Source organism: Pseudomonas sp. R3.Fl (assembly GCF_023516765.1).
GTDB classification, from domain to species: domain Bacteria; phylum Pseudomonadota; class Gammaproteobacteria; order Pseudomonadales; family Pseudomonadaceae; genus Pseudomonas; species Pseudomonas citronellolis.
Window position 1 is genome coordinate 6,448,877 of sequence record NZ_JAMGSO010000001.1, and the last position, 19,247, is coordinate 6,468,123.

The window sequence follows — 19,247 nt, forward strand, 5'->3', positions numbered from 1 at the left end:
GAGGGGCCGACGTGGGGCGTACGACCGTTTGCGGTTGTACGCCGTTGCGCCTGAGTCCGAGTGGGCTGGCGATCGACGTCAGGTGGCGGATAGTCATGAACGGTTGCCGGGGGTTCTGTGCGATGCAAGAGCCCCTCTCCCTAACCCTCTCCCTGAAGGGAGAGGGGACCGTTCGGAGTGCGCGGATGCTCTTGAGTTAGCCGGCTTGTACCGAGTTGCCGGCTGAAACCATCACTTCTCTCGGCACGGACTAGCCCCCTCTCCCTTCAGGGCGGGGCGCGCAGCCGAGGGCTGGGGAGAGGGCGCTCCTGGTCCTGGCACCGCAGCCACCGGCAAACCCCGTTCGCGAGCAAGCTCGCTCCTACGAAAAGCCGGCGCGCTACCTGCCGCCCATGATCGCAATGTAATCCTGCGTCCACCGGCTATAGGGCACGTACTTCCCACCCTCCGCCTGCGGCGTCTTCCAGAAGGCGATGCGGTCGAACTGGTCGTAGCCGTTGGTGGCGCAGCCTTCGGCGCCGAGCAGCTGGCTGCCCTTGCAGCCGGCCGGCACCGCCGGCACCGAGCCGAACCAGGCGGCGACGTCGCCCTGCACCTTGGGTTCCAGCGACCAGTTCAGCCACTTGTAGGCGCAGTTCGGGTGCTTGGCGTCGACGTGCAGCATGGTGGTGTCGGCCCAGCCGGTGACGCCTTCGGCGGGGATGGTCGAGGCGATCGGCTGCTTCTCGCCCTGCAGGGCGTTGACCTGGTAGGGCCAGGAGCCGGAGGCGGCGACGCCTTCGTTCTTGAAGTCGCTCATCTGCACGGTCGCGTCGTGCCAGTAGCGGTGGATCAGCGCGTGCTGGGCGCGCAGCAGCTTGAGCACCGCGGCGTACTGTTCCTCGGTGAGCTGGTACGGGTCCTGGATGCCCAGGGACGGTTCGGTGGCCCTGAGGTAGATCGCGGCGTCGGCGATGTAGATGGGCCCGTCGTAGGCCTGCACGCGGCCCTTGTTGCTCTTGCCGTCGGGCAGTTGCTGTTCCTTGAACACCACGCTCCAGCTGTCCGGCGCCTTGGGGAACACCTTGGTGTTGTACATCAGTACGTTCGGGCCCCACTGGTAGGGCGTGCCGTAGTGCTTGCCGTCCACGGTGTGCCAGGGCGCGTCCTGCAGGCGCGGGTCGACGTTCTTCCAGTTGGGGATCAGGCTGACGTCGATCGGCTGCACGCGCTTGCCGTACACCAGGCGCAGCGAGGCATCGCCCGAGGCGGTGACCAGGTCGTAGCCGCCCTTGGCCATCAGGCTGACCATCTCGTCGGAGGTGGCGGCGGTCTTCACGTTGACCTTGCAGCCGGTCTCCTTCTCGAAGGGCGTCACCCAGTCGTAGTTCTTGTCGCTCTCGCCGCGCTCGATGTAGCCGGGCCAGGCGATGATGTCGAGGGCGCCCTCGGGCGTGCCGCTCTGGGCGGCCTGCAGGGCGGCGCTGGCCAGGGCGCAGGCGCCGGCGAAGGCCAGGGGGGCGAGTTTCGGGGAAGGCATGGTCGGACTCCTGTTGGGGGTTCGGAGCCTCTGCGGCCGTACCGCACCGCAGGCGGGGCACCTGGGCGACAGCATTGTGTCATGGCGAAACGACATCTCTGGCAGCCTAGCCGCGCCCGGCGGGGGCTACAAGCGCAGGCTCGCCATCCACGCATAAGCATAGGCGCAAGCGCGGCGGGCCGGTTGCCGCCGCTGGCCTAGACTGAAGCGGTTGGCGCCAAAAGGGGCGGCGCCGGCCCGTTGCCCGCGCCGGTTGCACCAAAGTGGCGCACCCAGGCCGGGCTTGTTTTGCAAGCCATTGAAACCCAAGGCTTTGTTTCGATGGCACGGGGCTTGCGATGGCAAGGCTACTGGTGGCGACAAGGAGTTCGGCATGTCCCGCACTTTCTACGACGAGATGTATGACGCGAATGGCCAGTGCCGGGCGCACTACCGCGAATTCGCCCGATGGCTGGCGGCGGCGCCGCCGGAGATGCTGGAGCAGCGCCGGCGCGAGGCCGACCTGCTGTTCCACCGCGCCGGCATCACCTTCACCCTCTATGGCGACGAGCAGGGCACCGAGCGCCTGATCCCGTTCGACACCATCCCGCGCAGCATTCCCATGAGCGAATGGCGCGTGGTGGAGCGCGGCTGCATCCAGCGGGTGCGCGCGCTGAACATGTTCCTCGCCGACCTCTACCACGGGCAGCGCATCATCAAGGCCGGGGTGGTGCCGGCGGAACAGGTGCTGACCAACGAGGGCTACCAGATCGCCATGCAGGGCCTGGACCTGCACCGCGACCTCTACGCCCACATCGCCGGCGTCGACCTGGTGCGCGACGCCGACGGCAGCTACTACGTGCTGGAGGACAACCTGCGCACCCCCAGCGGCGTGAGCTACATGCTCGAAGACCGCAAGATGATGATGCGGCTGTTCCCCGAGCTGTTCGCCGCGCAGCGCATCGCGCCCATCGACCACTACCCGAACCTGCTGCTGGAGACTCTGCGCAGCTCCAGCCCGCTGGACAACCCCAGCGTGGTGGTGCTGACCCCCGGGCGCTTCAACAGCGCCTACTTCGAGCACGCCTTCCTGGCCCGCGAGATGGGTGTGGAGCTGGTGGAAGGCGCCGACCTGTTCGTCCGCGACGAGCGCGTGTACATGCGCACCACCGCCGGCCCGCGCCCGGTGGACGTGATCTACCGGCGCCTGGACGACGCCTTCCTCGACCCGCTGGCCTTCAACCCCGAGTCGATGCTCGGCGTGCCCGGCCTGCTGGCGGCCTACCGCGCCGGCAACGTGGTGCTGGCCAACGCCATCGGCACCGGGGTGGCCGACGACAAGTCGATCTACCCGTACGTCGGCGACATGGTGCGTTTCTACCTGTCCGAGGAACCAATACTGAAGAACGTGCCCACCTGGCAGTGTCGCAAGCCGGCCGACCTGTCCCACGTGCTGGCGCACCTGCCGGAGCTGGTGGTCAAGGAAACCCAGGGCTCCGGCGGCTACGGCATGCTCGTCGGCCCGGCTGCAAGCAGCCAGGAGATCGAGGCCTTCCGCGAGCGCATCAAGGCCCGCCCGCACGCCTACATCGCCCAGCCGACGCTGTGCCTGTCGACCTGCCCGACCTACGTCGACAGCGGCATCGCGCCGCGGCACATCGACCTGCGGCCGTTCGTGCTGTCCGGCCGCGAGACGCGCCTGGTGCCCGGCGGGCTGACCCGCGTGGCGCTGCGCGAGGGCTCGCTGGTCGTCAATTCGTCACAGGGTGGCGGTACCAAGGACACCTGGGTGGTGGAGGACTGAGATGCTGAGCCGTACCGCAGCCGACCTGTACTGGATGTCCCGCTACCTGGAGCGCGCGGAGAACCTCGCGCGCATGCTCGACGTGAGCTATTCGCTGTCGCTGATGCCGCCGGACGATCGCGGCGGCGGCGCCGACGAACTGGCCATGCCGCTGTTGATCACCGGCACCATGGACGACTACCTGGAGCGCCACGGGCAGATGCAGCCCGAGCGCATGCTGCACTTCTTCGCCCTCGACGCCGACAACCCGGCGAGCATCTACCGCTGCCTGCAGGCCGCCCGCGGCAACGCCCACGCGGTGCGCGGGCGGATCACCGCGGACATCTGGGAGAACATCAACGCCACCTGGCTGGAGATGCGCAGCATCGCCCAGCAGGGCCTGGGCCGCTACGGCATCAGCCGCTTCTGCGAATGGGTCAAGGAGCGCTCGTACCTGTTCCGCGGCGCCACCTACGGCACCATCATGCGCGGCGAGGCCTCCAGCTTCATCCGCCTGGGCACCTTCATCGAACGCGCCGACAACACCCTGCGCCTGCTCGACGCCCGCTACGAACTGCTCGGCGAGGAGGCCGAGGAGGTCAGCGATACCTCGGCGCGCGGCTACTACCAGTGGAGCGCGCTGCTGCGCGCGCTGTCCTCCTTCGAAGCCTACAACGAGATCTACCGTGGCTCGCCCGATGCCCGCCACGTGTCCGAACTGCTGCTTCTGCGTGCCGAGGTGCCCCGTTCCCTGCAAGCCTGCGTGGAGGAACTGGACGGCATCCTATCCACCTTGCCCGGCGACAACGGCCGCCCGGCGCAGCGCCTGGCCGCCGAACTGGCCGCGCGCCTGCGCTACACGGCGATCGACGAAATCCTCGGTGACGGCCTGCACGCCTGGCTCACCGACTTCATCCTGCTGATCCGCCAGCTGGCCCGGGCAATCCACAGTTCCTATCTGGAGGCCGTATGAAACTCGCCATCAGCCACGACACCACCTACCGCTACGACGACCCGGTGCGCGCCAGCATCCAGTACCTGCGCCTGACGCCCCAGGAAAGCGAGCGCCAGCACGTGCTCAGCTGGGAGCTCACGCTGCCGCGCCCGGCCCGCGCCCAGCGCGACCCCTACGGCAACGTGCTGCACGTGCTGAGCATCGACGAACCCCACGAGGCCGTGGTGATCCGCGCCCGCGGCCTGGTGGAGATCGACGAGAGCCGCGAGGCCGAGCACGACGACCAGTCGCCGTTGCCGTTCCTGCGCTTCACCCGCCTGACCACCCCGGACGACACCCTGCGCGCCTTCGCCCTGGCGCAGTGCGGCGAGGCCCGCGACCGCAACGCGCTGATCAAGCTGATGCATGCCCTGCACGGGCAGATGCCGTTCCAGCCGGGCGCCACCGGCGTCGAGAGCACCGCGGCCGAGGCCTTCGCCGGCGGCGCCGGGGTCTGCCAGGACCACACCCACGCCTTCCTCGCCTGCGCGCGCAGCCTGGGCATTCCGGCGCGCTTCGTCTCCGGCTACCTGTACCGCGGCAGCGACCGGGACCTGGCCAGCCACGCCTGGGCCGAGGCCTGGCTGGACGACGCCTGGTACAGCTTCGACGTGACCAACGAACTGGCGCGCCCGGAGCGCCACCTGAAGCTGGCGGTGGGCCTGGACTACCTGGACGCCTGCCCGGTGCGCGGCATGCGCCGCGGCAGCGGCCTGGGCGAGCAGATGCACGCGCGGGTGGTGGTGGCGCCGCTGCTGCGCAGCCAGCAGTGAGGCCGGCGGGGAGGCTGCCACGGGATGGAAACCCGTAGTGGTCTAGTATTGCCGGGCAACCCCTGAAGAAGGCCATCCCATGACCTATTGCGTAGCCATGTGCCTGGACGAGGGCCTGGTGTTCGCCTCGGACTCGCGGACCAACGCCGGCATCGACCACATCGCCACCTTCCGCAAGCTGTTCACCTTCGGCGTGCCCGGCGAGCGCCTGATCGTGCTGCAGAGCGCTGGCAACCTGGCCACCTCGCAGTCGGTGGTGAACCTGCTGAAGCAGCGCCTGGACGACGCCGGCCAGGTGAACCTGCACAGCGTGCCGACCCTCTACGAAGCCACCGCGCTGGTGGCCGCCACCGTGCGCGAGGTGGTGGCCCGCGACGCCGCGCCCCTGGCCGGCAACACCGACCTGACCTGCTCCTTCCTGGTCGGCGGGCAGATCGCCGGTGGCCCGCCGGAGCTGTACAGCATCTACCCCCAGGGCAACTTCATCCAGGCCACCGAGGACACGCCCTTCCTGCAGCTGGGCGAGAGCAAGTACGGCAAGCCGATCCTCGACCGCAACCTGGAATTCACCACCAGCCTGGCCGAGGGCCTGCGCTGTGCGCTGGTGTCCTTCGATTCGACGATCCGCAGCAACCTCTCGGTGGGCATGCCGCTGGACCTGCTGGTGTACCACCGCGACAGCCTGATCGTCCCGGCGGGCTACCGGGTGACGGAGGAGGATGCGTACTACGCGAGCATCCGCAAGCAGTGGTCGGCGGGGTTGCATGAGCTGCTGGCGGAGCTGCCGGCGCCGCCGGTGGAGTACAACATCTAGGGGAGCTGTTCGTGCCACCGGGGCGTCCAATCGCGGACAAGGTCCGCTCGGGTGCAGGTCTGCTCGTAGGATGGTGTTGAGCGAAGCGATACCCATCGCCACCACCGCATGGGTTTCGCAGGCTCAACCCATCCTACGAAAAGCGACTCGGCGCAGCAGGTAAGACAGTTGCTCCTACGGGTGCAGGTCTGCTCGTAGGATGGTGTTGAGCGAAGCGATACCCATCGCCATGACCGCATGGGTTTCGCAAGCTCAACCCATCCTACGAAAAGCACCCCGGCGCAGTCGGTGAGACAACTGCTCCTGCAGTTCCAGGGAAGCACGGACGTAGGAGCGGACTCTGTCCGCGATTGGACTCACCGGCCACACCGGACGCCCCCTCTCCCTAGCCCTCACCGCTCCCGCAACGCCTCCCAGCGCGCCTTCAGCACCGGCTTGAGCAGATAATCCAGCACGCTCTTCTCGCCCGTGATGATATCCACCGTCGCCACCATCCCCGGAATGATCAGCAGCGGCTTGTTGTCCGGCCCCAGATGATTCTTGTCGGTACGCACCTGGATCAGATAGAACGCGTTGCCCTTGTCGTCGGTGATGGTGTCCGCGCTGATCATCTCCAGCTTGGCCTTCAGGCCGCCGTAGATGGTGTAGTCGTAGGCGCTGAACTTCACCGTGGCCGGCTGGCCGGGGTGGAGGAAGGCGACGTCCTGCGGGCGGATCTTCGCTTCCACCAGCAGGTTGTCCTCCAGCGGGACGATTTCCACCATGTCGCTGCCCGGCTGCACCACGCCGCCGATGGTGTTGACCTTCAGCTGCTTGACGATGCCGCGCACCGGCGACACCACGGTGGTGCGGCTGACCTTGTCGTCGATGGCGCGGCTGGTGGCGGTGAGTTTGTTCAGCTCGGTGCGGGCCTCGTTGAGGTCCTTCAGGGCGTCGGTGCGGAAGGCCTGGCGCGATTCGTCGATCTTCCGCGCGATCTCCTGCATGGCCGCCTCGGCGCGGGGGATGGCCAGGGTGGTGGCGCTCAGCTCGCCGTTGATCTCCACCACGCTGCGGCGCAGGCGCAGCAGTTCCACCGGGGAGATGGCGCCGCTCTTGACCAGCGGCGTGGACATGTTCAGCTCCTGCTGCACCAGGCCGAGGCTGGAACGGTACTGCTGGGCCTTGGCGCGGAATTCCTGCAGTTCCTGGTTCTTCTGCCGCAGCTGTTCCTGGAGGATGCTCACCTCGCTGGCCTGGCGCGCCTGGCGGCTGTGGTAGAGCTGCAGCTGGTCGTCGACCACCTGCGGCGCGGTCTGCTTCAGGGCGTCGGAGAAGGCCGGCTCGCGGCCCTCGGCCTCGGCGCTCAGGCGTTCCACCCGGGCCTCCAGGGCGTTGCGGTCGGCCTCGGTCTCGCCCTTGTTGGAGGCGAAGCGGGTGTCGTCCAGGCGCAGCAGGGTCTGGCCCTTGTCCACCACCTGGCCCTCGTGGACGAAGATTTCCGAGACGATGCCGCCCTCCAGGTTCTGGATGGTCTGCACCTTGCTGGAGGGGATGGCCTTGCCTTCGCCCTTGGTGACTTCCTCCAGGTGCGCGTAGTGCGCCCAGGCCAGCGCGCAGACCAGCAGCGCGAGCACCGCCCAGAGGGTGATGCGCGCGGCCAGCGGCGAGTCCTCCAGCACCGTGCCCTGGACCTCGGGCATGAACTCGGTGTCGCTGCGGCCGCCGAGGTAGCCCGGCGTCGGTTGCATGCTGCTCATGGCTTCACCCCGCTGCCGGGCCGACGTGGCCCTTGCGCAATGCTTCGATCACCGCGTCCTTCGGCCCGTCGGCGACGATGCGCCCGGCGTCGAGGACGATCAGCCGGTCGACCAGGGCGAGCATCGAGGTGCGGTGGGTGACCAGCAGCAGCGTCTTCCCCGCGCAGCACGCCTGCAGGCGCCGGCGCAGGGCTTCCTCGCTGCTGTTGTCCATGGCGCTGGTGGGCTCGTCGAGCACCAGGATCGGCGGGTCCAGCAGCAGCGCGCGGGCCATCAGCACGGCCTGGCGCTGGCCGCCGGAGAGCAGCTGGCCGCGCTCGCCCACCGGGCGGTCGAAGCCGGCCGGGTGCTGCCGGGCCAGTTCGTTGACGCCGGTCAGCTCGGCCACTTCCAGCATGCGCGCGTCGCCGACGTAGCGCGCGCCGAGGGTCAGGTTGTCGCGCAGGCTGCCGGCCAGCAGCGGCAGGTCGTGGGCCACGTAGCCGACCTGCTGGCGCAGGTCGGCCACGTCGATCTGCCGCAGGTCCAGGCCGTCGAGCAGGATCTGCCCCTCGTCCGGCTGGTAGAAGCCCAGCAGCAGGCGCGCCAGGGTGCTCTTGCCCGAGCCGCTGCGGCCGATCAGCCCGACCTTCTCGCCGGGGGCCAGGCGCAGGCCGATCTGGCTCAGCGCCGCGGCGTTCTGCTCGGGGTAGCGGAATTCCACCTGGCGCATCTCCAGCGCGCCGTGCAGCTGGGTGCGCTCCAACGGGCGCTGGCTGGCCTGGCGCTCCTGGGGCAGGGCCATGAGCGCGTCGGTGCTCTTCATGGTCAGGCGCGCCTGCTGGTGGCGGGTGATCAGCCCGGCGATCTGCCCCAGCGGCGCCAGCACCCGGCTGTTGAGCATGTAGCAGGCGACCAGGGCGCCGACGCTGAGCTGGCCATCGAGGATGGCGTAGACGCCGCAGATGATCAGGGCCATGCCGGCGAACTGCTGGACGAACAGGGTGCCGTTGGTGGCCAGGGTGGCGAGGAAGCGGGCGTGGTTGTCCAGGCGGGTGAGGGCGCCGTGGGTGGCTTCCCAGCGGTACTGCCGCTCGCTCTCGGCGCCGCACGCCTTGAGCGTCTCCAGCCCGCCGAGGGTCTCGATCAGCAGGGCCTGGCGCTCGGCGCCGAGGGTCAGGCTCTTCTGCACGGTGTCGCGCAGGCGCACCTGGATCAGGTAGGCGAAGCCGATGGTCAGCGGGAAGGCCAGCAGCGGCACCGCCACCAGCCAGCCGCCGAGCAGGCCGATGACCACGATCATCAGCAGCGAGAAGGGCAGGTCGATGAGGCTGGTGAGGGTCAGCGCGGTGAGGAATTCGCGCAGGCCCTGGAAGTCGTGGATGCTCTGGGCGAAGCCGCCGACCGTGGCCGGGCGGAACTTCATGGCCATGCCGGTGATGCGCTCGAACAGCGTGGCCGAGAGCACCACGTCGGTCTTCTTCCCGGCCATGTCCAGCAGGTGCGAGCGCAGCACCCGCAGCAGCAGCTCGAAGAGGGTGCCCAGCAGCAACCCGCTGGCCAGCACCCAGAGGGTGGAGATGGCCTGGTTGGGCACCACGCGGTCGTAGGTCTGCATGACGAACAGCGGCACCAGCATGCTCAGCAGGTTGATCAGCAGGCTCGCCACCAGGGCGTCGGTATAGAGCCAGCGCGACAGCTTGAGGGTGTCGCGGAACCAGGCCTCGACCCGCGGCACCAGCGGCTGGCGCGCCGCTTCCAGCTCGTGGCGCGGGCGGGCGAACAGGGCCAGGCCGCTGTACTGCGCGGCCAGCTCCTCGGTGCTCACCCACTGCTCGCCGCCCTCGGTCTCGCAGGGCAGGATCAGCGCCTGGCCGTCCGCGCCCCACTGGCGCAGCACCGCGCTGCGCCCGCCGTCGAGCAGCAGCAGCACCGGCAGGTTCAGCGCCGGTATGGCCTTCAGCTCGCGGCGCAGCAGGCGCCCCTGCAGGCCGGCGCGGGCCGCGGCGCGGGGCAGCAGCTCGGCGTTCAGGCGTTGCTGCGGCAACGGCAGGCCGGCGCTCAGGCTGGTGCGGCTGACCGAACAGCCGTGCAGGCGGCAGAGGATCAGCAGGCCGTCGAGCAGGGGGTCGTCGTGGCTCAGGCGGGGATCGTCCGCTGCGGGGTTGCCGCGCTCCTGGATGATCATGGTCACGCTACTTCTCCCGGGCTTCTGCGAGCCCCGTGCGGCCGCCGCGCCCCGCAAACGCCGCCGGCCGGGCAGGGCCGGCGTCGGGCGGCGGGGCGGGCAGGGCCTTATTTCATGTCGGGCAGGCGTGTCTCGGTCTTCACGTCGGACAGCGCCACGCCCTCATGGGGCGGCACGACGTTCTGCGAGCGCAGCAGGGCGCCCATGGCGGCCAGCACGCGGTAGCGCGAGTACTCCTCGGTGTAGCGCACCTGGGTGTAGCGGCGGTTGGCGGTGAACAGTTCGTTCTCGCTGTCCAGCAGGTCGAGCAGCGTGCGCTGGCCGAGGGTGAACTGCTGCTGGTAGGCCTCGCGGACCTTGCGCGTGTAGTCGGCGTATTCGCGCGCCGGGCCGGTCTGCTTGGTGGCGTTCTCCATGGCGTCCCAGGCCAGCGAGAGGTTCTCGTTGAGCAGGCGCAGGGCGTTGTCGCGGATGTCCTTGGCTTCGTCGATCTGGTGCGAGGTGGCGCCGAGGCGGTTCTTGTCGCGCATGCCGTTGAACAGGTTGTAGCGCATCACCACCTGGGCTTCCCAGTCGTTGTAGTGGCCCACCTCGCCGTCGACGTTGTTGTTCGCCGCCTTCGACAGTTCCAGGTCGAAGCGCGGGTAGAAGGGCGACTTGGCCGCCTCGTACTGCTTCTCGGCGGCGTTCACGTCGGCCTGGGCCGACTTGAGCAGCGGGTTGTTGCTCAGCACTTCCTGGCGCGCCTTGTTGATGTCGCCCGGCACCAGGGCCTTGACGGTGGAGGGCGTCTCCAGCTCGTCGGGCTGCTTGCCCACGGCGCTGTAGAAGTTGGCCTCGGCGTCGCGCAGGTCGACTTCCTCGGTGTAGAGGTTGTTCTGCGCCAGGGCCAGGCGCGCGGTGGCCTGGTCGTTGTCGGCGGTGCTGCCGACGCCCTGCTGGCTGCGCATGCGGATCTGGTCGCCGATGCGCTGGTGGGCCTGCAGGTTGTTGCGCGCCAGGCTCACCATCTCGCGGTGCTGCAGCACGTTGAGGTAGACCTCGACGGTGCGCAGCGCGGCGTTCTCCGAGGTGCCCAGCACGCGGAACGCCTTGGAATTGACGTTGGCCTCGTTGCGCGCCACCTCGTTGGGCGTGGCGAAGCCGTCGAACAGCATCTGCTGCAGGCGGAGCTCGGCATCGCCGCGGTTGAGCGTCTCCTTGTTGTGGTTGCCTTCCTGACGGGTAGAGGGGCTATCGACGCCTTCGCGGCCGTAACCCAGCAGTAGATCGACGGTGGGCAGGTAGCCGCCGCGGGCGATCTTCAGTTCCTGGTCTGCGGTCAGCCGGCTGTTCATGCTCTGGCTGATCTCCGGGTGATATTGCAGGGTGCTCTGTATGGCTTGGGTCAGGCTCATCGCGTGGGCTTGAGCGCAGGTGGCCGCCAGAAATACACCGCTCCATAGCGTCGCGTTACGACTGCGCATGGCGTTCTCCTGGTGTTCTCGACTTCGATGCTCTTTCAATTCGCCAAAAACTTGGCTTTTTTCTGATATCAAGCGTTTCACGCCTGTAACATCAGAGCTAAGAACAACTTTTCGAGAACCTCAGAAGAATTTTTCACATCCCATATTCAGAAAAAATCTTATGACACCTATGAAAAGCGGCACATTGTAAAACTCGCAAACCCTGATTTTTCTTGGCTATGGGGACGAATAGGGCTTGCACATACAGCCATGTACGTTTCAGGCGGCTAGGGCGGGCGTTTCCGCGAAGTACCGAAGCAAGCGTGGTCAAAAAAATGGCGGATTCATCCGCTGGCTTTTTGATGCCAAAGCGCCTTCAGGCTTCTGCTTCCCTCTACGCATCACTGCGCGCCGGTGACGGCATGGCCAACTCGGAGGTCTTGGGTGCCGCCGGAGGCGGCGCCGGGCGGTGAGCGCGGAGGATGCAGTCATGGCCAGCTTGGTAGGTATCGTCAGCAAGGCGGTGGGCGAGGTCTTCGCCGTGGCCGCGGATGGTTCGCGTCGCATCCTGCACCAGGGCGACAAGCTGTTCGTCGGCGAACAACTGGTGACCGGGCACGAAGGTGCCGTGGCCGTGGCGATCGCCGGTGGCGGCGAACTCACCCTGGGGCGCGACAGTTCGATGCCGATGAGCAATCAACTGGTCGCCGCCGCCCACCACCAGTACGCGGACAGCGCGCCGGCGCAGGCGCCGGTCGCGCCCAGCCAGCAGGACATCACCGACGTCAAGGCGCTGCAGGCGGCTATCGCCGCCGGGCAGGACCCGAGCCAGGTCGCCGAGGCCACCGCGGCCGGCCCGTCGTTCTCCGCCGGCGGCAACGCCAAGGCCGGCGGCGGGCACTCCTTCGTGCTGCTGACCGAGATCGGCGGCCACATCGATCCGGACATCGGCTTCCCCACCGGGCCCCTGGCCAGCGGCCCGCTGTTCCCGCGGCTGTTCGACGGCATACCCAGCCCCGAGCAGGCACAGGCGGCGCCTCCGCCCGAGCCACCGAGCCCGCCCGCACCGCCGGCGCCGCCGGTGGACGGCGTGCCCACGGCGGGCAATGCCAGCGCGGTGGTGGATGAAGACGGCCTGCCCGGCGGCATCCAGGGCAACGACGGACTGCCCGGCGTCGGCGCCAGCGCTTCCGGCAGCCTCGGCTACGACTTCGGCGCCGACGGCCCCGGGACCTTCGCCTGGAGCACCACCGGCCTGCCGGCGCTGACCTCCGGCGGCGTGGCCCTGAGCTACAGCGTGAGCCCCGACGGCCACGTGCTGACGGCCTCGGCCAATGGCCAGACGGTGTTCACCCTGAGCCTCACCAACCTCGCCAACGGCACCTACGAACTGGTCCTGCAGCAGCCGCTGGACCACCCGCAGCACGGCGTCGAGGACGACATCGCCCTCAGCGTCCCCTACACCCTGACCGACGGCAACGGCACCCCCGCCAGCGGCAACCTGGCCATCCTCATCAACGACGACAGCCCCACCGCCTCCCTGGCCCTGGACGGCGAGGCGCCGAGCCTGCTCAGCCATGACGCGGGCACCCGCGGCGGCGCTTCCGAGAGCGTCTCGGCGGACTTCGCCAGCGCCTTCAAGGCGACCCTGGCCTATGGCGCCGACGGCGCCGGCAGCGTGGCCTGGCACTACAGCCTGAACGTCACCAGCCAGGGCGAGGCCTCGGGCCTGAGCAGCGGCGGCCAGGGCATCCACCTGTACCTGATCGATGGCGTGGTGGTGGGCTCCACCGCCGCCAGCGCCGGCGCGGTCAGCAGCGCCAACACCGTCTTCTCGCTGGCGGTGGACGCCGCCAGCGGCAAGGTCACCCTGACCCAGTACGCCGCCATCGACCATGCCTTGCCGGGCGCCACCAGCGGCTTCGACAGCCAGCAGGTCTCCCTCGGCAGCGACCTGGTGCAACTGCAGGGCAGCGTCACCATCACCGACCGTGACGGCGACCCGGCCAGCGCCAGCCAGAACCTCGACCTGGGTGGCCGGATCGGCTTCGCCGACGACGGCCCGAGCATCGGCATCGGCGCCAGCGGCGCGCAACTCGGCAACCTGGTGACCCAGGATGCGGACACCATCGGCGGCAATTTCGACACCGCCACCACCAGCTTCGCCGCGGCCTTCGCCATCACCTCGCAGAACGCCGGCGCCGATACGCCGGCCGCGGTGAGCTGGAGCTACGCGCTGAAACTGGACGTGGCCGAGGGCACCCAGTCGGGCCTGAACAGCGCCGGGCAGAAGATTTATCTCTACGAGCAGAACGGCCAGATCATCGGTAGCACTTCCAGCACCGAGGCTAGTGTCGATTCCAGCAACACCATCTTCAACCTGAAGGTCGACGGCAGCGGCAACGTCACTCTGACGCAGTACGCCGAGATCGATCACGCATTGCCGGGCGCGACCGGTAACTACGCCGCGCAGCAGGCCTTCCTCGGTACCGGTCTGGTGAGCCTGGACGCCACCGCGACCATCACTGATTACGACGGTGACAAGGCCACGTCCACGGCCTCCCTGGATTTGGGCAACAAGGTCGCCTTCGACGACGACGGCCCGAGCATCAGCGTCGGCCTGAGCGGCAATGCTCCGGTGCTGCTGCATACCCAGGACGCCGACACCATCGGCAGCAACTTCGACACCGCCACCACCAGCTTCGCCGCGGCCTTCGCCATCACTTCGCAGAGCGCTGGCGCCGATACTCCGGCTTCGGTGAACTGGAGCTACGCGCTGAAACTGGACGTGGCCGAGGGCACTCAGTCGGGCCTGAACAGCGCCGGGCAGAAGATTTATCTCTACGAGCAGAACGGCCAGATCATCGGTAGCACTTCCAGCACCGAGGCTGGTGTCGATTCCAGCAACACCATCTTCAGCCTCAAGGTCGACGGCAGCGGCAACGTCACCCTGACGCAATATGCCGAGATCGATCACGCGCTGCCGGGCGCCACGAGCAACTATGCCGCGCAGCAGGCCTTCCTCGGCACCGGTCTGGTGAGCCTGGACGCCACCGCGACCATCACCGATTACGACGGTGACAAGGCCACGTCCACGGCCTCCCTGGACCTGGGCAACAAGGTCGCCTTCGACGATGACGGTCCGAGCATCAGCGTCGGCCTGAGCGGCAACGCTCCGGTGCTGCTGCATACCCAGGACGCCGACACCATCGGTGCGAACTTCGACACTGCCACCACCAGCTTCGCCGCAGCCTTCGCCATCACTTCGCAGAGCGCTGGCGCCGATACTCCGGCTTCGGTGAACTGGAGCTACGCGCTGAAACTGGACGTGGCCGAGGGCACTCAGTCGGGCCTGAACAGCGCCGGGCAGAAGATTTATCTCTACGAGCAGAACGGCCAGATCATCGGTAGCACTTCCAGCACCGAGGCTGGTGTCGATTCCAGCAACACCATCTTCAGCCTCAAGGTCGACGGCAGCGGCAACGTCACCCTGACGCAATATGCCGAGATCGATCACGCGCTGCCGGGCGCCACGAGCAACTATGCCGCGCAGCAGGCCTTCCTCGGCACCGGTCTGGTGAGCCTGGACGCCACCGCGACCATCACCGATTACGACGGTGACAAGGCCACGTCCACGGCCTCCCTGGACCTGGGCAACAAGGTCGCCTTCGACGATGACGGTCCGAGCATCAGCGTCGGCCTGAGCGGCAACGCTCCGGTGCTGCTGCATACCCAGGACGCCGACACCATCGGTGCGAACTTCGACACTGCCACCACCAGCTTCGCCGCAGCCTTCGCCATCACTTCGCAAAGCGCTGGCGCCGATACTCCGGCTTCGGTGAACTGGAGCTACGCGCTGAAACTGGACGTGGCCGAGGGCACTCAGTCGGGCCTGAACAGCGCCGGGCAGAAGATTTATCTCTACGAGCAGAACGGCCAGATCATCGGTAGCACTTCCAGCACCGAGGCTGGTGTCGATTCCAGCAACACCATCTTCAGCCTCAAGGTCGACGGCAGCGGCAACGTCACCCTGACGCAATATGCCGAGATCGATCACGCGCTGCCGGGCGCCACGAGCAACTATGCCGCGCAGCAGGCCTTCCTCGGCACCGGGCTGGTGAGCCTGCAGGCCACCGCCACCATCACTGACTTCGATGGCGACAAGGCCAGTTCCACGGCGTCCCTGGACCTGGGCAACAAGGTCGCGTTCGACGACGATGGCCCGTCCATCTGCATCGACCTCAGCGGCAGCAAGCCCATCGTGCTTCTGACCCATGACGCGGACACCATCGGCTCGAACTTCGACACCGCCACCACCAGCTTCGCCGCAGCCTTCGCCATCACATCGCAGAGCGCTGGTGCTGACACTCCGGCTTCGGTGAACTGGAGCTACGCGCTGAAGCTGGACGTGGCCGAAGGCACCCAATCGGGCCTGAACAGTGCGGGGCAGAAGATCTACCTGTACGAGCAGAACGGCCAGATCATCGGCAGCACCTCGAACACCGAAGGCGGGGTGAATGCCAGCAACACTATCTTCAACCTGAAGGTGGATGGCAGCGGCAATGTCACCCTGACGCAGTACGCCGAAATCGACCACGCGCTGCCGGGCGCCACCAGCAACTACGCCACCCAGCAGGCCCCCCTGGCCACCGGCCTGGTGAGCCTGCAGGCCACCGCGACCATCACCGACTACGACGGCGACAAGGCCAGCTCCACGGCCTCGCTGGACCTGGGCAACAAGGTGGCCTTCGCCGACGACGGCCCGTCCATCAGCGTCGGCCTGGGCGGCCAGTCCGCCGTCGTGCTGACCCAGGACGCCGACACCATAGGCGCCAACTCCGACACCGCCAGCGGCGACTTCACCAGCGCCTTCGTCATCACCTCGCAGAGCGCCGGCGCCGATGCCCCGGCCTCCGCCGTGAGCTGGAGCTACAGCCTCAAGCTGCTGGCCGGGCAGGGCGCCGACAGCGGGCTGAGCAGCGGCAACGCGACCATCCACCTGTACGACGTCGGCGGCAAGATCGTCGGCAGCACCGCCACCAGCCTGCAGGGCGTGACCACGGCCAACACCGTGTTCGACCTGCGCCTGGACGGCAACAGCGGCAAGGTGATCCTCACCCAGTACTCGGCCATCCAGCACGACGGGCCGGGGGCTTCCGGCAACTACGACAGCCAGGTGGCCTGGCTGAAGACCGGGCTGGTCGGCCTGGAAGGCACCGCCAGCATCACTGACTACGACGGCGACAAGGCCAGCAGCAGCCAGACCCTCGACCTGGGCAACAAGATCGGCTTCGCCGACGACGGCCCCACCGCGGTGGACGACCACCCGGCATGCCTGCTGGTGCAGCCGCCGCCGGCGGTCAACCTGACGCTGGTGCTCGACGTCTCCGGCAGCATGCAGGGCAGCAAGCTGGCCCAGGCCAAGGCCGCGCTGATCAACATGCTGCACGAGTACGCGTCCATGGGCCTGCTGATCCAGGTCTCGCTGATCAGCTTCGCCACCTCGGCCAGCGCCGCCAGCCACTACAGCTTCGACGACGCCGGCGACAGCGGCTACACCAGCCTGGTGAACGCCATCAACGGCCTGCAGGCCGGCGGCAACACCAACTACGAGGCCGCCCTGAACCGCGCCCAGACCAGCATCAACGCCGACCTGAACGCGCCGGGGGCCGACCCCGCGGCGATCAACCGGGTGTACTTCATCTCCGATGGCGAGCCCACCACGGGTAGCACCAACTCTGCGCTGAACGCCTGGCAGAGCTTCCTCGCGGCGCACAACGGCAGCACCAACAACGTCGAGGCCTTCGCCGTCGGCGTCGGCACCTCCATCACCGACCAGGACCTGGTGCGGGTGGACAGCCACGGCACCCCGGTCATCGTCACCGACCCCAGCGACCTCAGCGCCACCCTGGTCAACCTCAGCCACCTCGACGCGGTCAGCGGCAACGTATTGGCCAATGACTTGCCGGTAAGCGCCGACGGCACCGTGCGCATCACCCAGGTGAGCATCGGCGGCGAGACCTTCGCGGTGGACGCCAACGGCAATCTCACCAACCTCAACCCCAGCGCCAGCCACGCCACCGGCAGCTACAACGCCAGCAGCGGCCTGCTCACCATCAGCACCGACAACGGCACCCTGACGCTGTACCTCAAGGATGGCGGCGGCCACCACGCCGGCGACTACACCTACGCGGTCAAGGCCAGCGTGAGCTTCCCGGAAAGCGGGCAGATCAGCGAGTCGTTCCAGTACACCATCGTCGATGGCGACGGCGACACCGCCTCGGCCAACCTCGACATCTGCGTGAAATACGGCGCGCCGATCCTGGTGGTGGGCAGCAATGCCAGCGACACCGACGGCTCGACGACGCCCCACATCGTGCCCAGCCCGCTCGGGCCGGACCACGGCACCATCGCCGGCAGCTTCGGCAACGACGTGCTGATCGGCGACGTGGGCGGCGTTTCCGTCACCACCACGCCCGGCAAGAACTACAACATCGCGCTGATCATCGACACCTCCGGCAGCATGGCCGACCCCTCCGGGACCGCCGGGCTCAGTCGCATGGCCCTGGCCAAGGCGGCGCTGATCAACCTGCTGAACCAGATCAAGGGCCACGACGGCACCATCAACCTGGCCCTGGTGTCCTTCGCCGACGGCTCGACGCTGACCCAGGTGCATGGCCTGAACAGCGCCAACGTCGCCACCCTGATCAGCGCCATCAACAGCCTCAGCGCCGTGGGCGGGACCAACTACGAGGCGGCGCTGAAGTCCACCGTCGACTGGTTCAACGCCACGGTGGGCGGGGGCGCAAACGCCGCCCACGACTACATCAACCTGGCGTTCTTCCTCACCGACGGCAACCCGACCACCTACATCGGCGACACCAGCAACAGCGGCACCGTCACCAACTACCACGACATCAAGGATGCGCTGGACGTCGCCAACAACCTGCTCAACGGCGGCGGCCTGTTCAGCGGCAGCGACCATGTGTCGGTGAACGCCATCGGCATCGGCGACGGCATCAACAGCGGCATCCTGCAGTTCTTCGACAACACCAGCACCACGGGCACCGCCACCCTGCATTTCACCGGCAACACCCCGGACCTCACCGCCAACGTCGGCCAGCCGCAGATCATCAACACCGCCGAACAGTTGCAGACCGCGTTGCAGGAAGGCTTCAGCAACACCTCGCCGCAGGCGGTGGGCCACGACCACCTGGTCGGCGGCGACGGCAACGACATCCTCTTCGGCGACGTGATCAACACCGACGCCCTGAGCTGGACCGGGCACGCCGCCGGCACCCACAACGGCGCCGGCTACCAGGGCCTGTTGGACTACCTGACCGCCGCCAACGGCGGCGCCGCGCCGTCCCAGAGCCAGGTGACCAACTACATCGTCGCCCACGCCTATGAGCTCAACGTCGCCGGCGACACCCGCGGCGGCAACGACATCCTCGAAGGCGGCAAGGGCGACGACCTGCTGTTCGGCCAGGGCGGCAACGACACCCTGCTCGGCGGCGACGGCAACGACATCCTGTTCGGCGGCATGGGCGACGACACCCTCACCGGCGGCGCCGGCGCCGACCAGTTCGTCTGGCAGAAGGGCGAGACCGGGCACGACGTGGTCACGGACTTCAACATCGGCGAGGGCGACTCGCTGAACCTGGCCGACCTGCTGCAGGGCGAGCACGCCACCGCCGATTCGCTGGCGCAGTACCTGACCTTCTCGGTCAACACCACCACCTCGACCACCACCATCTCGGTGAACCCCACCGGCGCGACCGGGGGCGCGACGACCCAGACCATCGACCTGGCCAACGTCGACCTGGTGGCCAAGTACACCGACCACCACGGCGGCCCCATCGTCTCCAGCGGCGACACCCATGCGGTGCTCAACGGCCTGCTGGCCGACCACGCGCTGAAGGTGGACACCGTCTGACCGCGCCGCAAGGGCGCCCCGCGACCGCCGCCCTTGGGCGGCGGTCGCGTATCCGCTGGGGGATGGCAGCGCATATCCGGGATGAATGATCGTCGCGC

9 protein-coding genes are annotated in these 19,247 nt (G+C 68.0%); 5 read left to right on the forward strand and 4 right to left on the reverse strand.

All coding sequences use genetic code 11. The annotated features are described in order from the left end of the window. Positions 1-379: 379 nt before the first annotated feature. Positions 380-1,519, reverse strand: a complete 1,140-nt coding sequence (ydcS, locus tag M8R19_RS28575; RefSeq protein ID WP_249919604.1) for a putative ABC transporter substrate-binding protein YdcS — start codon at positions 1,517-1,519, stop codon at positions 380-382. A 373-nt stretch (positions 1,520-1,892) separates the two neighbouring features. Between ydcS and M8R19_RS28580 the strand changes: the two genes are divergently transcribed. From M8R19_RS28580 to M8R19_RS28595, 4 genes are all read left to right on the forward strand, one after another. Next, positions 1,893-3,302 (forward strand): circularly permuted type 2 ATP-grasp protein, encoded by a 1,410-nt coding sequence (locus M8R19_RS28580; protein ID WP_074980703.1) that lies wholly within the window; start codon positions 1,893-1,895, stop codon positions 3,300-3,302. 1 nt (position 3,303) lies between these two features. After that, complete coding sequence (locus M8R19_RS28585) at positions 3,304-4,254, forward strand: alpha-E domain-containing protein (protein ID WP_074980702.1); 951 nt, start codon at positions 3,304-3,306, stop codon at positions 4,252-4,254. After that, positions 4,251-5,048: a transglutaminase family protein gene (locus M8R19_RS28590; protein ID WP_043272106.1), complete on the forward strand. Its 798-nt coding sequence runs from the start codon at positions 4,251-4,253 to the stop codon at positions 5,046-5,048. The genes M8R19_RS28585 and M8R19_RS28590 overlap by 4 nt, the downstream gene beginning before the upstream one ends. A gap of 79 nt (positions 5,049-5,127) precedes the next feature. Further along, complete coding sequence (locus M8R19_RS28595) at positions 5,128-5,862, forward strand: proteasome-type protease (protein ID WP_069864240.1); 735 nt, start codon at positions 5,128-5,130, stop codon at positions 5,860-5,862. Between the two features lie 392 nt (positions 5,863-6,254). On the opposite strand, the gene M8R19_RS28600 is transcribed toward M8R19_RS28595, so the two are convergent. The 3 genes from M8R19_RS28600 to M8R19_RS28610 all read right to left on the reverse strand — a co-directional run bounded on the left by M8R19_RS28600 (position 6,255) and on the right by M8R19_RS28610 (position 11,234). Further along, positions 6,255-7,601 (reverse strand): HlyD family type I secretion periplasmic adaptor subunit, encoded by a 1,347-nt coding sequence (locus M8R19_RS28600; RefSeq protein ID WP_249919605.1) that lies wholly within the window; start codon positions 7,599-7,601, stop codon positions 6,255-6,257. A gap of 4 nt (positions 7,602-7,605) precedes the next feature. Next, entirely contained in the window at positions 7,606-9,768 is a 2,163-nt protein-coding gene (locus M8R19_RS28605; RefSeq protein ID WP_249920247.1) for a type I secretion system permease/ATPase, read from the reverse strand. 107 nt (positions 9,769-9,875) lie between these two features. After that, on the reverse strand, positions 9,876-11,234 hold the full coding sequence (locus tag M8R19_RS28610; protein ID WP_074980699.1) for a TolC family outer membrane protein: 1,359 nt from the start codon (positions 11,232-11,234) through the stop codon (positions 9,876-9,878). A gap of 469 nt (positions 11,235-11,703) precedes the next feature. Here M8R19_RS28610 and M8R19_RS28615 point away from each other — a divergent pair, with 469 nt between their 5' ends. Further along, positions 11,704-19,149, forward strand: a complete 7,446-nt coding sequence (locus M8R19_RS28615; RefSeq protein WP_249919606.1) for a retention module-containing protein — start codon at positions 11,704-11,706, stop codon at positions 19,147-19,149. Positions 19,150-19,247: the final 98 nt, after the last annotated feature.